Below are 14327 nucleotides of genomic sequence, written 5' to 3'. Positions count from 1 at the left end.
GAACCCGCGGAAAAACGCAAGTGCCGTGCCCTTCGGTCTAACGCGAATTTCCGGGATGGAGCCATGCGTCTTTGGACCCTACATTGGGAACGATGACCCGCCTCGTCTCCGCTTCCCGCCGACGGGTGGCCGCTGCCGCGCCGCTCAGAGCCCCCATCGCCGCCCCGCTGATCGCCGCCCTGCTGCTGCTGGGGCCGGCCGAAACCTGCCGCGCGCAGGACGCCGCACCGGACACCGCGCCCCCCGCCGCGGCTCCCCCGGCCGCGCCCGACACGCCGCCCCCCGACGAGGAGGCGGCGCCGGCCGGCGTCAAATACGAGGTGGAGTTCACCGGGATCGAGGATGACGGGCTGCGCAAGACGCTGAACGACGCCTCCACCCTGGTGGAGCTGAAGGGCGACGCGCCGCCCTCGCTGATCGGGCTGGAGCGGCGGGCCGACAGCGACCGCGACCGCCTGCAGACCGCCCTGCGCTCCGCCGGCTATTACGACGCGCAGCTCGACATCCGCATCGACGGCGGGCCGGCGGCCGGCGCTCCGGTCCCGGACACTCCGGTGAAGGTGACCGTCGCGGTGTCGCCGGGGCCGCTCTACCACATCAAGACGGTGACGGTGCAGGGGGCCGACGGCTCCACCCTGCCGAAGGAGGTGGCGACCGACAACCTCGGCCTGGCCGCCGGCGAACCGGCGGTGGCGCAGAAGGTGCTGGACGCGGAGGGCGAGCTGGTCGGGCGGCTGAGCCGGCGCGGCTATGCCTTCGCCAAGGCGACCGACCGCAAGGTGGTGGTCGACCATGCCGACCGGACGATGGACGTCGCCTACACGGTGCAGACCGGCCCGGTCGTCCGCTACGGCGACACCCGGATCGAGGGGCTGGAAACGGTCGACGAGGATCTGGTGCGTGGCCGCCTCGCCTGGAAGCCGGGGCAGGTCTTCGACCCCGCCGCCACCGACCGGGCGCGCCAGGACATTGCCAAGCTGGAGGTGTTCGACACCGTGCGGGTGCGGCTGGCCGACGAGCCGGGACCGGACGGGGTGACGCCGGTCATCGTCACGGTCGGCGAGCGCAAGCGCCGCTTCGTCGGCGCCGGCGTCACCTATTCGACCGAGGACGGGCTGGGCGCCAACGCCTATTGGGGCCATCGCAACCTGTTCGGCGGGGCGGAGCGGCTGCGCGTCGGCGTGGAGGTCGGCCGCGTCGCCGGCTCCTCCGGCGGCAGTTCCAGCAGCAAGAACGACCTGCCGGACCTGCGCTTCAGCGTCAATTTCCGCAAGCCCGACTTCCTGGCGGTGAAGCAGTCGCTGGTGGTCAACTTCGCGGTGGTGAACGACCAGCCGCCGGCCTACAGCCGCGTCGCCTCGGAACTGAGCGTCAAGCTGGAGCGGCCGCTGACCGACCAGCTCACCATCAGCTACGGCGTCGCCGGCGAGCGCGGCCGGGTGGAGACGCAGGACACCACCTACCAGACCGCCTACATCGGCGTGCCGCTGGCCGCCGCGTGGAACGGCACCGACAATCTGCTGAACCCGACCTCCGGCCAGCGCGCCTCGCTGCAGGTCACGCCCTGGTTTCCGGCGGGTGGCGACACCAACACCCCCTTCACCGCGGTGCAGATCAACGGCTCCGCCTATTACGACCTCGGCAGCGAGGGGCGCTACGTCGCGGCGGCGCGGATCGGGGTCGGCAGCATCCTGGGCGCGTCGCTGTCGCAGATCTCGCCCGACCACCGTTTCTACGCCGGCGGCGGCGGGTCGGTGCGCGGCTACGGCTTCCAGAAGGCGGGGCCGCGCGACCGCTTCGACGACCCGGTCGGCGGCCGCTCGCTGCTGGAGATGGGGGCGGAGCTGCGGATCAAGGTGACCGACAGCATCGGCGTGGTGCCCTTCATCGACGCCGGCACGGTCTACGACTCCGCCTATCCGGACTTTTCCGAGCCGCTGCGCGTCGGCGCCGGGCTGGGCCTGCGCTATTACACCGACTTCGGCCCGCTGCGGGTCGATGTCGGCTTCCCGCTGAACCCGCCGAGCGGCGACGCCCGCTGGCAGTTGTATCTGAGCCTGGGGCAGGCGTTCTAGCGGGAGAGGTCACCGTTTTGCCCGATTTCGTCCGGACGATCGGTGGGACGATGTCGGGCTCCCGTGGTTTAAGGCAGGGTCTTGCGGTTGAAAGGGTGTGGTGTGACGGCGGTTCGCTTTCTTCTGATCGGTCTGACCGTGCTGGCCGGTCTGCTTTCGGCCGCTGCCCCGGCGCAGGCGCTTCCCTTCATCGGCGACACCCGGCAGTGGCTGGTCGACCAGATCGAGGGGGCGGTCGAATCGCCCGACATGCACCTGAAGCTCGGCGCGATCGAGGGCAGCATCCCGACCGACTTCACCATCGCCACCGTCACGCTGGCCGACAGCCAGGGCGTCTGGCTGACGATCAACCGGCTGCGCGTGGTGATGTCGCCCTCGGCGCTGTTCACCCGCCGTCTGAAGATCGACCGGCTGGAGGCCGCGTCGGTGGACGTCGCCCGCGCGCCGGTCAGCACCCAGGCGACGGCGTCGACGCCGTCCGATCCCAACGCCTCGGTCCTGCCCAGCCTTCCGGTTGGGGTCGAACTCGACGCGCTGGTGGTGGAGCGGCTGCAACTGGCCGCCGCGCTGGCCGGCGAGCCGGCGGCCCTGCGCCTTGGCGGGGCGGTCAATCTGGCGCATGGCGGCGGGGCGCTCGACGTCAAGCTGTCGGTGGCGCGCATCGACGACCGGCCGGGGCAGGCCGACATCGCCGCCGCCTTCACCCCCGACAGCAAGGCGCTGAAGCTCGCCGTCACCGCATCGGAACCGGCGGGTGGCGTCATCGCCCGCCTGCTGTCGATTCCCGGCCTGCCGCCGGTCGAGCTGGCGCTGAACGGCGACGGCACGCTGGACAACTGGAACGGCAAGCTGAACGCCACCGCGGGCGACCCGGCGGCCGGCGGCGGCACCCTGAGCGCCGACGCCACCATCCGGACGGTGCCGGAGGGCCGCGCCCTCACCCTGGCCGCCGGCGGCGACATCGCCCCGCTGATCGCGGGGATCGCCGGCGACACGGTGACGCCGCTGGTCGGCCCGAGCCCGTCGCTGAACGCCACCGTCCTGATGGCGCCGTCCGGCGCGATCACGCTGCGCCCGGTGGCGCTGATCGCCGCCGCGGCGACCGCCACCATCAACGGCGACATCGCCGCCGACTACAAGAGCGTCGCCCTGCGCTGGACCGTCCAGGCCGGCCCCGATTCGGCGTTGCACCCGCTGGTCCCGCTGTCCTGGCGCGAAGCGGTGGTGGAGGGCTCCGCCGAGGGCGCGCTCGACGCGCTGACGGTGGCGGTGAACGGCACGCTGCGCGACCTCGCCGCCGACGACCCGGCGCTGTCCCCCCTCACCGCGCCGGAGACGGTGCTGGCCGCCCGCGCCCGGATCGACACCAACAGCGGCCGGATCGGCCTCGATACCTTGACCCTGACGACGCCGGCCGCCAAGGCGGCGGCGCAGGGGACGGTGGACGGGTGGGGCCAGACCGCCGATTTGACCCTGTCGGTCGCCGCCGACGACCTCGCGCCGCTGTCGGGACTGGCCGGCCGGCCGCTCGCCGGGGCGGTGACGCTGTCGGGTCCGGTGCGCCGCGCCGCCGACGGCACGCTGACCGCGGACCTGAAGGGCAGCGCCGACCGGCTCGCCACCGGTACCCCGGCCGACGCGGTGCTCGGCGACAAGGCGACGCTGGCGCTGGCGGGGCGGATGGAGCCGGACGGCGCCCTGCGACTGACCGGCCTGACCGTCGACGGCCGCAACGGCACGCTGACCGGCGTCGCATCCCTCGCCAACAACCAGGTCGACGCCCGGACCACGCTGGCCATCGCGGCGCTGGGGCCGCTGGGCGGCGCGGTCGGCACGCCGATGGAGGGTGCGGCAACGCTGGAGGCGACCGCCCGCGGCCCGCTCGACGCCATCCAGGCGCAGGCCAGCCTGCGCGCCCGCGATCTGGTGGTGCAGGGCCGCCGGCTCGGCGCCACGGAGGTGACCGCCAGCGCCGCCGGCCTGCCGGCCGCGCCCAACGGCACGCTGTCGGTGCGCACCCATTTGGACAAGACGCCGCTGGCGCTCGACGGCCGCTACGCCCTGCGCGACCAGACGCTGCGGCTGGACGACCTGACCGTCGCCACCGGCGCCAACCGGATCGCCGGCCAGCTGCAGGTGGCGCTGGGCACGCTGCTCGCCACCGGCCGACTGACCGGCACGCTGCCCAGGCTCGACGGGTTGTCGGAGCTGGCGGGGATGCCGCTCGGCGGCGGAGCGAATTTTGCCCTGTCGTTGGACGGCAAGGGCGGCAAGCAGGCCGCGGCGCTGACCGCCGACGCCAGCAACCTGCGGGTGGATGGGCAGGCCGGGCCGCTGCTGACCGCCCGCCGCCTGACCGCGTCGGCCGACGTCGCCGACGCGCTCGGCAGCCCCAGCGGCAAGGCGCGGGTCGAGCTGACCGACGGTGCCGCCGCCGGGACCCCGCTGGCGAAGGTCACCGCCTCGGTCGACGGCTCGCTGGCGAAGGCGAGCTTCCAGGCGAACGCCGCGGGAGCGGGCGCGCAGCCGGTCGCCCTCGACCTCGGCGGCAGCATGGCCCGCGAGGGCGAGGCGACGCGCATCCGGCTCGACCGGCTGCAGGCGCGCTACGCCGGCGAGGATCTGCGGATGACCGGTCCGGCCACCATCCTGCTCGCCGAGCGGCGCTATGAGGTGAAGGAGCTGCGGCTGTCGTCGGGCAACGCCCGGCTGGCCGCCGACCTCGGCCTCAACGGCGACCGGCTGAGCGGCGAGCTGACCATCGACCGCCTGCCGCTGGCGCTGGCGAAGCTGGCCAGCCCGACGCTGCGGCTCGACGGCGTGGCGAACGCGCGGGCGACGCTGGGCGGCACGCTGCGCAACCCGCGCGCCGACGCCACGCTGCGCGTCGCCGGGCTGAAGGCGCAGCAGACGACCCAGGCCGGCCTGCCGGGCATCGACGCCACCGTCGACGCGCAGTGGCGCGACCGCCGGCTGAGCATGACCGGGCAGGTCGCGATGCCGAAGAACGCCGGCCGCCTGACCGCCAACGCCGCCCTGCCGCTGGTGATGGACCCCGACAGCTACGCCGTCAGCCTGCCGCCGAAGGGCGAACTGGAGGCGGCGGTGAACGGCACCATCGACCTGTCGCTGGCGAACGACCTGCTGGCGACCTCGGGCGACCGGGCGCGCGGCTCGCTGCAACTGGACGTGCGGGCCGGCGGCACGATCGCCAGCCCGTCGCTCGGCGGGTCGGTGGTGCTGGCCAACGGGCGCTACGAGAACCGGGCGTCCGGCGCCGTCATCACCAACATCGAGGCGCGGCTGGTCGGCGACGGCGACGTCTTCACCGTCCAGCGCTTCCAGGGCCGCACCCGCAACGGCGGTGCCATCAGCGGCAGCGGCGTCGTCCGCCCGGCCGCCCCGGCCGACCGCCAGCTCGACATCGTGCTGAAGGCCGACAACGCCCGGCTGGTCGAGATCGACCTGCTGACGGCGGAGGTCGGCGCCAACCTGACGCTGACCGGCGGCTTCGCCAACGCCCGGCTCGCCGGGCCGATCGACATCCGCCGTGCCGAAATCCAGGTGCCCGACCGGCTGCCGGCCAACGTCGTCGACCTGAAGGTGACGGAGGTCGGCAAGGGCCGCGGCCGTGGCGCAACCCGGGTGGCGACCGCGGCGGGAACCCGGCGGGTGCCGCCGCCGCCGGCCGAACCGGCGCCGACGCCCTTCGTGCTGGCGCTCGACCTGACGGTGAACGCGCCGAACCAGGTGTTCGTGCGCGGCCGCGGGCTGAACGCCGAGCTGGGCGGGCAGTTGAAGGTCGCCGGCACCGCCAACGCGCCGGAGGTGACCGGGCGCTTCACCGTCCTGAAGGGCAGCCTGGACCTGCTGGCCCACAGCTTCGAGTTCAAGCGCGGCATCTTCGACTTCGACGGCACCCAGCCGATCGACCCGCGGCTCGACCTGATGGCGGAGGCGACGGCCAACAGCGTCACCGCCCAGGTGGTGGTCAGCGGCACCGCGCGCCAGCCGAAGATCGAGCTGACCTCGCCCCAGGGCCTGCCGCAGGACGAGGTGCTGGCCGGCGTGCTGTTCGGCAAGTCGGTCGGCAACCTCAGCGCGGCGGAGGCGGTGCAGCTTGCCCAGTCGGCGGCGGCGCTGGCGGGGGTCGGCGGCGGCAGCGGCCTGCTCGACCGCGTGCGGCGCGGGCTGGGCGTCGACCGGCTCGACTTCACCCAGGGCGAGAACGGCAAGGGCGGCGCGGTGCAGGCCGGCCGCTACGTCAGCGACCGCGTCTATGTCGGCGTCGAACAGGGCATCGGCGCCAACCAGAGCCGCGCCAAGGTCGAGGTCGACATCACCAAGAACCTGAAGGGTCAGGCGGCGGTGGGTGCCAACTCCGACACCCAGTTCGGCCTGACCTACGAGAAGGACTACTGAGCCGCTCTCCATCCCGGTCGGGTCGTCAGCACGCCGCCCTCACCAGCCGACCACGATGCGGGCGTGCGACGGGACCGGGACGACGCCGTCCACCGCCTTCGCCGCGAAGCGGGCGGCGATGTCGGCCTCCAGCGCGGCGCGGCGGTCGGCGGGCAGGCCGCCCAGCCGGTGGCCGAAGCTCATCTCCAGCGCCGCGTGCCAGAAGGGCTGGCCGGCCGGCGCCTTGCGCACCGGGGTGAGGTCGGTTTCGCCGCCATGCTGGAATCCGGCGGCGCGCAGGATGGTGGTCAGGGTTCCGGGGTCGGCGAAGCGGAACAGCGGGTCCAGGCTGCCGTCCTCGCCCAGATGGTCGGCCACCACGGCGCCGATCTCGGCGAACAGCCCGTTGCCGGCGCGGGGACCCCACACCATGAAGGCCGCCCGCCCGCCGGGGCGCAGCACCCGCCGCACCTCGCGCAGCGCGCGGTCGACCGGCGGGACGAACATGATGCCGAACCGGCAGGTCACGCGGTCGAAGGCGCCGTCGGCGAAGGGCAGGGCGGTCATGTCGGCGGCCAGGAAGACGGGCGCCGCCCCTTCCGCGGTCCGGGCGCGACGGACGGCGCCGGCCATCATGCCGGGCACGAGGTCGCTGCCCACCACCAGCCCGCCCGGTCCGACACGGCGCGCGGCGCTCAGCGCCGGTTCGCCGGCCCCGGACGCGAGGTCGAGCAGCCGGTCGCCCTCCGCCACCTCGGCGGCGTCGAGCAGCGGGCGGTTCAGCTTGTCGGCCAGACCGGCCATCGGGTCGGCCCAGCGGTCCCAGGCGTCGGCGCTGGCGGCCCAGCGGTCGCGCTCGCGCGCTGCATCGGGGTGGGTGCCATCGGCAAGGAGAGTGTCGGTCACGGGCCCTGCGTTCAATTCGATCGGGGACGTTACGCTCACCGTTCTACCACACCGGGCTCAATGGAGAAGCCTCGCGCTGCCCGCAACGCGCTGGACCGTGTCGGCATCGCTCAACCGCTCGCCGAGTGCGGTCAGCTCGTCGGACAGCTTGCGGTTGGCGTCGGTCAGTTGCTGGATGCGGGCCTGCGCCGCCTGATGCTGGGCGGACAGCGTCGTCACCGTCTCCGTCAGCTTGCGGATCTGCTGCGACTGGCGCGTCGCGGCCTCGTTCAGGCTGCGGCGGATCGATCCGACGGCCACCAGCACAACCACGCTGATGGTCACGCCGGCCACGATGGCGACGATGCTGAGCCCCGTGTACCAGTCCATGGGCGAAAGCTTCCGCCCATTCGACCCGCCGGTCAAGGTTCACCAAACGCGACGGACCCGGCGCCTGTCGGGGCCGGGTCGTCGCGTCGCGCTGTGTCGGTCGGGGAAGACGCCGGGATCAGGCGCCGGGATCAGGCGACGGTGCTGTTCACCGGACGCTCCGCCTTCATGCGCAGGTCCTTCAGGTGATCGCCGAAGGCGCGCAGCACCGGCAGGATGCGCTGGGTCTGGTCGGCGGTGACGTGGGCGTCGGTCTTCAGCACGATGGTCGGCGCCTCGCTCATCAGGCGCTTGGCGCGCATCGGGCCGACCTTGTCGTCAAGGAACATGGCCATGCCCATCAGGATGCCCAGCGTGACGTCGTCCGGAGCCTTGGGCAGGGCCAGGACCTCATGCAACTCGTTCAACAGCGTGTAGGCGACGATGGAGGTGCGTTCGATCGTATCGACGTCGGCGGCCATGGGCATCGGGCGGGTCCTCGAGAAACGTTCGGATGAAACGCTGGGAATCGCTTGGGGGCGGCTCTTGCGAATTCCTTCGCTTCCCGAGGGTAATCAGCATTTTATAACCAAAGTGTTAACCATCCACGCTCCGAGTCGTCCGAGTCGCTTTTTTCCGATTCGCAATCTCCCGTTCTCAGCGTTTGCCGCCGCTGCGCGTCCTGGTCGAAAGCGACAGCTCGGCCACCTCCTCTCGCTTCGGACTGACCAGCCCGGCCGACTGCACGACGTCGCGGTTGTAGGGGTGGTAGTTCGATGCATACAGGCTGTGGATCTTCACCACATAATCCTGGGTCTCGCGGTAGGGCGGCACGCCCTTGTACTGCAGCACGGCGCCTTCGCCGGCGTTGTAGCCGGCCAACGCCAGCGTGACGTTGCCGTCGAAATAGGCCAGCAGCCAGCGCAGGTACTTCATCCCGCCGCGCAGGTTCTGTTCCGGGTCGAACGGCTTGGTAACGCCGAAGCGTTCCGCCGTCTCCGGGATCAGCTGCATCAGGCCCATGGCGTTCTTGTCCGACACGATGTCGACGCGGTAGCCGGATTCCACCGCGATCACCGCCAGCACCAGATCGGGGTCCAGGCCATAGGTCGGCGCCATCTTCGCCACCATCGCGCGGATTTCGGCCGGCGGCTTGCGGATCACCCCCCAGCGCACGTTCGGCGGTTCGCAGCGGTCGGGCGTCTTCACCCGGTCGGCGGTGCCGACCATGCGGAGCGCCGGCTCGTTGCCCAGCGCCGCCGCCTTGCGCAGCCAGGCCCGCCCCAGCTCGGCGTCCTTGGCGACGCCGCCCTGGCCGGCCATGTGCATCCGCCCGGCCATCAGGGCGGCGTCGGCATAGTCCTGGCGGGCGGCTCGGCAATAGAGCGACAGCGCCATCCGCAGATCGGTCTGCACCCCGTCCGCCCGCTCGTAATGCTGCGCCAGTTCGTACTGGGCGCGGGCGCTGCCCTTGCCGGCCAATGTCTGCAGGGCGGCGACCGTCTTCTCGGCGATCCCGGCCTCGGCCGGTGCCGTGGTCAGCAGCGCCGGCAGCAGCGCGCCGAAGGTCAGGGCGGCGATGCGCGTGCCGCGGGCCAACCGGTTGAAACCACGCTGAATGGTTGCTGAGTTCTTCAGCGCGAACGGCGTACCGCAAAGGTTCGTGTGGCCTTTCACGTGACCCCCCTGTATGATTTTACTGAAGCGTTCGGAGAACTTCGAAAGGAACAACTCCGATTTTTCAGGGAGGACGCCGCTGCAGCCCTTTGGGGCGCCGGCATATGCCGTAGTGAAAAGGTGGCTGCACGATAAGTCATCGCAGAACATGCTTGATGCGGAGCCACCAATAAAAAATCCATAGGCCGATCGGTCATTGCCGTTCGGCCTTTTTCTTTTCAGCTTGGTCATGCGTCCTCCAATCGTGTTGGAGAGATAACGAACAACCAAGTTATTCGCCAACACCCGAACGGCGACCTTCGTGGGATTCACGGGGTACTCTGGGGGTACTCTGGCCACTTTGTATGAGCGACTAGCCTTTTTCCCATCTGGCAGGTGGTTTGTGCGCCCATTACGTACGGATCGGGCCAGATAATCGGCTGCAAATTCGACGGCCCCGGACGGACGCGGAACAAGGCGCCCTTCCGGGGCCGTCGCGCCGGAGGCCACGGCGGCGCGTCGAACCCGCACCGCCATGGCGCACGGCAATCAAGGAGGCATCGTTTCACCGATGGCGAACCACGTCGCGACCACGTTGAGCCACCGAATGCGCTGCCCGACGCCGGTCGAGCCGGGAGCGTTCGGCGCCGATGCCGTCGGCCGGACCCGTTCGGACCATGCGCCGGCTGCTGCGAAGCAGGACGCCGACCACGGCGATACCCGTCATGACACCACCAGCCACGCGGAGGCGCAGACTATTCCGGACGTCGAGGATGCCACCCTTGGGGACGCCGCCAGGGACACCGTCGCCACGGCGGCGGAGGATGACTTCCGCCCCGATCCCAACGCGCCGCCCGATCCGGCGGTGATCCGCCAGATCGAGGAGGAAATCCCCCGCCTGCGCCGCTTCGCCCGCGCCATGGTGCGCGACGCCACGCTGGCCGACGATCTGGTGCAGGAATGCCTGGAGCGCGCGCTGTCGCGCCTGCATCTGTGGCGTCCCGGCACCAACCTGCGCGCGTGGCTGTTCACCATCCTGCGCAATCTCCACATCAACGGCGTCCGCCGCCGGCAGCCGGTGGTCGACATCGACGCCGAGGCGCAGGCCGCCATCGGCGCCGCCCCCGGGTCGCAGTTCGTGCGGATGGAGTTGCGCGACCTGCGCCGCGCGCTGGCCCTGCTGCCGAACGAGCAGCGCGAGGTCGTGCTGCTGATCGGCCTGGAGGGGATCTCCTACAACGAGGCGGCCGACATCCTCGCCATCTCCATCGGCACCGTGAAGTCGCGCCTGTCGCGCGGGCGCCGTGCGCTCCGCCTGCTGATGGAGGGGCACAGCCCGAGCGACGACGCCGACGCCTGAACCGGCGTCGGTTCCCCGGCGGCACCCGGGGCCTGTACGAATTTCGCGGGGTGTCCGGTCGCCGGGCGCCCCGTTTTCATGCGCCTTCCGTGCCGATCCGATCCAACGGCCGATCCGATCCAACGGCCAAAAGAAATGGCGGCGCCCGCAAGGACGCCGCCATCAGGCGGGGACAATCGAAGCGCCGCCAGGGCCTGCCGGCCAGGACGTCACATCCGGGAAGAGAGCGTTGCCGCATCGGGGGGAACGAGGCGCCAACGCGGGTCGTCACGGGGGGAGTCAACCGTGCGATCCGCCGCTGGTTCCCGGATGGAAGGGAAGAACCGGCGGATCGCCCGGTCGACTGGTCAGCCTACCGTCGGCGGACCAGACCCATGATCAGGCTGATGGCGAACAGGACCAGGAACAGGAAGAACAGGATCTGCGCGATGCCGGACGTGGCCGATGCGATCCCACCGAACCCGAGCGCGCCGGCGATCAGCGCGATGACGAAGAAAACGAGAGCCCAATAGAGCATCATACCCTCCCTCGCTCGGCCGAAGATCTCGTGTTGAGGATTTCGGGCGTCGCGCATGAGACAAGTCGTGGCCGGATCCGCCGTCCCGCGGTCTCCCGTCCGTCGCCGCGGCCGATCGGGCAAGACCGGCCAAGGTGACGGAAGCAGAGGCGTTACGGCGGCATTCAGGAAGCAGAACAGCCAACCCGGCGTGATGTTCCCGGTCGGCGCATCGCGATGCTGCGCGTCGCGATGCGTGTCGACCCGGCGTTCGCGGTTTCCGGGCAACAAGCGGCGGCCCCGGGTGTTGACCTTGTCGTGACGGCCGACGGTTTCGCCGATCCCGGCGGGGCCGGCCGCAGGACAGGGACAGGAGGGATTGATGAGAACCACGCTTTGTCTGGCGGTGCTCGCCGCGACGCTGGCCGCCGCCCCCGTCGCGATGGCGCAGGGCACCTCGACCGGGTCGCGCAACGACGGCACGGAGCCGCCGATGCAGAAGTCGACCAGCTCGTCCGGCACCAGCCAGGCGCCGGTCATCGACAGCCTGCCCGGCAACCAGAACGATCCCTGGCACGACATGAACGCCCGGCCGGGCACCAAACCCGACCGTGCGGTGAAGCACCGCGCGCAGTCGGGCAGCACCGGCGGGTCGAAGGACCGCGCGGCGTCCGGCTCCTCCTACTCCGACAGCGGCCGGCGCACCTCTTCGGACGCCAGTGTCACCGGGCGCCGCGGCCGGGGACAGAAGCCGCTGGAACTCCAGCAGACCACGCTGTTGAACCAGCTCAGCGCGGCGGGCTACAGCGCGGTTCGCGACTTCCGCAAGGACGGCGACCGCTATGTCGCCAGCGCGATGGACCAGAAGGGCCAATGGTCGACGGTGGTGCTCGACCCGCACACCGGCAGCATCGCGCCCCGGCGCTGATCCGGGGCGTTGCTCTGGGGCGCTGATCCTCAGTCGATCAGGCGCTGCCAAGTGCCGGCGAGCCGCCCGAAGCCGCCCGGCACCCGCAGATCATACAGGGGCAGCGGTTGCTGGAGCCGCTGCCCCGCGTCGCGCCCGAGCGTCCGCACCGCGGTTTCCACCGTGCCGCCGACCGGCAGCCAGCCCGACGCGGCGATCGGCACCACCAGCGCCAGCCCCCAGTCCATCCGCCCGCCAAAGCGGCTCTGGCCGCCGTCCGGCCCCTCGGTCCAGGTGGCGTGCGCCGTCAGCGCGACACCGCCGTCGAAGCGCCGCATCACCTCCGCCGTGCCGCCCCAGTCGCCGCCGAGATAGCGGCCGAACCGCAGCGCCGTCGTGGTGCCGGCCCCCGGCGCCTCCCAGTAGAGGCTGGCGTGCCCGGTGTCGTGCGCGTCGTTGCGCTCCAGGCCGAACGGGCGCTCCGGCCGCCGTTTCCAGACATGGTTGAGGTCCAGCCCCAGCGCCCAGCGGGCGGCCAGCGGCTGGTACAGCGCCTCCCCGCCATAGCCGGCGAACATCTCCTCGATATGACCGGCCGACAGCCGCGTCGTCACCCCGTCCAGCGGGCTGGCGAGCCACGCGGCGTAGGCGTGGTCGAGCGACAGCGGCCGCCCGGTGTAGCGCGGCAGATCGCTGCGCACCGGCTGGGCCGTCGGCAGCGCGTTGGTGTCGAGCAGGGCGAGGTTGTCGCCGGCGTTGATCCGCAGCCCGCTGCCGAGCACCAGCCCGCGCAGCGGTTCGCCCCGCAGCATCACGTCGGTGTGGGTGCGCTGGACCAACGGCGTCCCCAGCTCCGCCAGATCGAAGGTGGCGACCAGCCGCGTCGACAGGTCGAGCCGCGGGCGCCAACGACCCGGCCCGCGGCCCGGCGGCGGTCCGGCCGACGGCTCCACCAGCGCGGTGCGCCACATCTCCTCGGCGCTGCCGCGGTGGCGGGCGGCCTGCTCCAGGTCGCGGCGCAGCAGGGTGACGGCGGCGCCGTCGAGCCCGGCGGCGCCGGTGACCAGCCGCAGTCGCTCCACCTGTGGCGGGGCGAGGTCGGCGAGCAGCCGCGCCGCGTCGCCGACCTCGCGCGCCGCCGGCCGCCGGCCGGTGCCGGCGGGGTCGAGCCACAGCGTCGCGGTGTCCCCCTCGATGCGGACGGCGCGGGCGGGCAGTCCGTGGGTGCGCGCCACCAGCGCCAGCGCGTCGGGCGACAGCGCCGCGTCGGCGGACGGCCGTGGTCCGATGGTGGGGGAGGGTGGCGTGCCGCGGTCGGCGTCGACCGCCGGGTCGTAGCGCACCGTCAGCCGCAGCATGGCGCGCCGACCCTGTTCGTAGGCGGCGCCCAGATCGACCCAGGGCACCGGGCGGTAGGACAGCCCGACGCTGTAGCGGCTGCCGGGGTCGAAGCCCGGCTCGTCCTGGCGCTGGGCGCGGAAACGGTCGCCGGAGGATTCCAGTTTCAGGCTCAACCCCGGCAGCGGGGTCTGCCACTCGGCCCCGCCGAACAACGCCACCCGCTCGCCGCCGAACCACGCCTTGGGTCCGCGGACGGTCGGCCAGGACGACGGGTCGCGGTCGCGGCGGAACCGGCCGCCCAGGCCGCGCAGCGGGTTGCGGAAATGCCCGGCCTCGCCCAGCGTGCCCCAGCCAAGCCCGAGCGTCAGGTCAAGGTCCCACCAGCGCCGCGACAGCGCGACATACTCGCCGGCAAAGCGCCCCTTGCCCGGCAGGTCGAGCCCGGCACCGGTAACGTCGCGCCCGCCGACGACCAGCGCCGGCCCGTTGCCGTCCTCAGCCCGCAGCCGGACCTTCAGGTCGAGCCCCGGCTCGCTGAGGCCGAAATAGCCGGGGTAGGCGCTGTTGCGCGCCGTGACCTCCAGCCAGGGCAGCGGCTGGGCCGAGATCGTCGCGTGCCGGTGCAGATCGCCGAGCGCGGTCAACCCGCCGCTCATCGAGCCGTCCGGCGCCATGCGGGCGCTCGGCATCTGCAACAGCCCGACGCCGCCCCAGTCGGAGAGGCTGACGGACGGCTCCTCCGCAAGGGCCGGCGTGACGGAGAGGATGAGAAGGCAAAGAGGGATGCGCACGCGCTGATCGCGAAGGAGGCGGGTATGGCGCCGATCCTTCGCGATT

General features: G+C 72.1%; 10 protein-coding genes. 4 read left to right on the top strand and 6 right to left on the bottom strand.

The window, feature by feature from the left end:
- The first annotated feature begins 92 nt into the window (after positions 1–92).
- Positions 93–2075: an autotransporter assembly complex family protein gene (locus TSO352_RS08885; RefSeq protein ID WP_109106981.1), complete on the top strand. Its 1983-nt coding sequence runs from the start codon at positions 93–95 to the stop codon at positions 2073–2075.
- A 102-nt stretch (positions 2076–2177) separates the two neighbouring features.
- Positions 2178–6497, top strand: a complete 4320-nt coding sequence (locus tag TSO352_RS08880; RefSeq protein ID WP_247871991.1) for a translocation/assembly module TamB domain-containing protein — start codon at positions 2178–2180, stop codon at positions 6495–6497.
- 39 nt (positions 6498–6536) lie between these two features.
- Here the strand turns inward: TSO352_RS08880 and TSO352_RS08875 are convergent, their stop codons facing one another.
- The 4 genes from TSO352_RS08875 to TSO352_RS08860 form a co-directional block, all read right to left on the bottom strand.
- Entirely contained in the window at positions 6537–7382 is an 846-nt protein-coding gene (locus tag TSO352_RS08875; RefSeq protein WP_247871990.1) for a class I SAM-dependent methyltransferase, read from the bottom strand.
- A gap of 57 nt (positions 7383–7439) precedes the next feature.
- Positions 7440–7751, bottom strand: a complete 312-nt coding sequence (locus TSO352_RS08870; RefSeq protein ID WP_109106979.1) for a hypothetical protein — start codon at positions 7749–7751, stop codon at positions 7440–7442.
- A gap of 131 nt (positions 7752–7882) precedes the next feature.
- A complete protein-coding gene (locus tag TSO352_RS08865) occupies positions 7883–8218 on the bottom strand; it encodes a hypothetical protein (RefSeq protein WP_109106978.1) in 336 nt (111 codons plus the stop codon).
- A 169-nt stretch (positions 8219–8387) separates the two neighbouring features.
- A complete protein-coding gene (locus TSO352_RS08860; protein ID WP_109106977.1) occupies positions 8388–9407 on the bottom strand; it encodes a transglycosylase SLT domain-containing protein in 1020 nt (339 codons plus the stop codon).
- A 550-nt stretch (positions 9408–9957) separates the two neighbouring features.
- On the opposite strand from TSO352_RS08860, the gene TSO352_RS33870 reads away from it, so the two are divergent.
- On the top strand, positions 9958–10746 hold the full coding sequence (locus TSO352_RS33870; RefSeq protein ID WP_247871989.1) for a sigma-70 family RNA polymerase sigma factor: 789 nt from the start codon (positions 9958–9960) through the stop codon (positions 10744–10746).
- Positions 10747–11098: 352 nt separating this feature from the next.
- Here TSO352_RS33870 and TSO352_RS08850 read toward each other — a convergent pair whose 3' ends face one another.
- On the bottom strand, positions 11099–11263 hold the full coding sequence (locus TSO352_RS08850; RefSeq protein ID WP_109107371.1) for a DUF1328 domain-containing protein: 165 nt from the start codon (positions 11261–11263) through the stop codon (positions 11099–11101).
- Between the two features lie 361 nt (positions 11264–11624).
- On the opposite strand from TSO352_RS08850, the gene TSO352_RS08845 reads away from it, so the two are divergent.
- Entirely contained in the window at positions 11625–12170 is a 546-nt protein-coding gene (locus TSO352_RS08845; RefSeq protein ID WP_109106976.1) for a PepSY domain-containing protein, read from the top strand.
- A gap of 29 nt (positions 12171–12199) precedes the next feature.
- On the opposite strand, the gene TSO352_RS08840 is transcribed toward TSO352_RS08845, so the two are convergent.
- The gene (locus tag TSO352_RS08840) at positions 12200–14281 is read right to left on the bottom strand and encodes a YjbH domain-containing protein (protein ID WP_109106975.1); all 2082 of its coding nucleotides are present in this window, start codon (positions 14279–14281) and stop codon (positions 12200–12202) included.
- Between the last annotated feature and the right edge of the window lie 46 nt (positions 14282–14327).

The sequence above is a fragment of the Azospirillum sp. TSO35-2 genome (assembly GCF_003116095.1).
In the GTDB taxonomy this organism is placed as follows: Bacteria; Pseudomonadota; Alphaproteobacteria; order Azospirillales; family Azospirillaceae; genus Azospirillum.
The sequence above is the reverse complement of the archived record's forward strand: the minus strand, read 5'-3'. Positions and strand labels throughout refer to the sequence as shown.

Excerpts from the sequence above, each read along its gene's own strand:
- TSO352_RS08865 (WP_109106978.1), bottom strand. The coding sequence starts at position 8,218 with ATGCCCATGGCCGCCGACGTCGATACGATCGAACGCACCTCCATCGTC.
- TSO352_RS08845 (WP_109106976.1), top strand. The coding sequence starts at position 11,625 with ATGAGAACCACGCTTTGTCTGGCGGTGCTCGCCGCGACGCTGGCCGCC.
- TSO352_RS08885 (WP_109106981.1), top strand. The coding sequence starts at position 93 with ATGACCCGCCTCGTCTCCGCTTCCCGCCGACGGGTGGCCGCTGCCGCG.
- TSO352_RS08870 (WP_109106979.1), bottom strand. The coding sequence starts at position 7,751 with ATGGACTGGTACACGGGGCTCAGCATCGTCGCCATCGTGGCCGGCGTG.
- TSO352_RS33870 (WP_247871989.1), top strand. The coding sequence starts at position 9,958 with ATGGCGAACCACGTCGCGACCACGTTGAGCCACCGAATGCGCTGCCCG.
- TSO352_RS08850 (WP_109107371.1), bottom strand. The coding sequence starts at position 11,263 with ATGCTCTATTGGGCTCTCGTTTTCTTCGTCATCGCGCTGATCGCCGGC.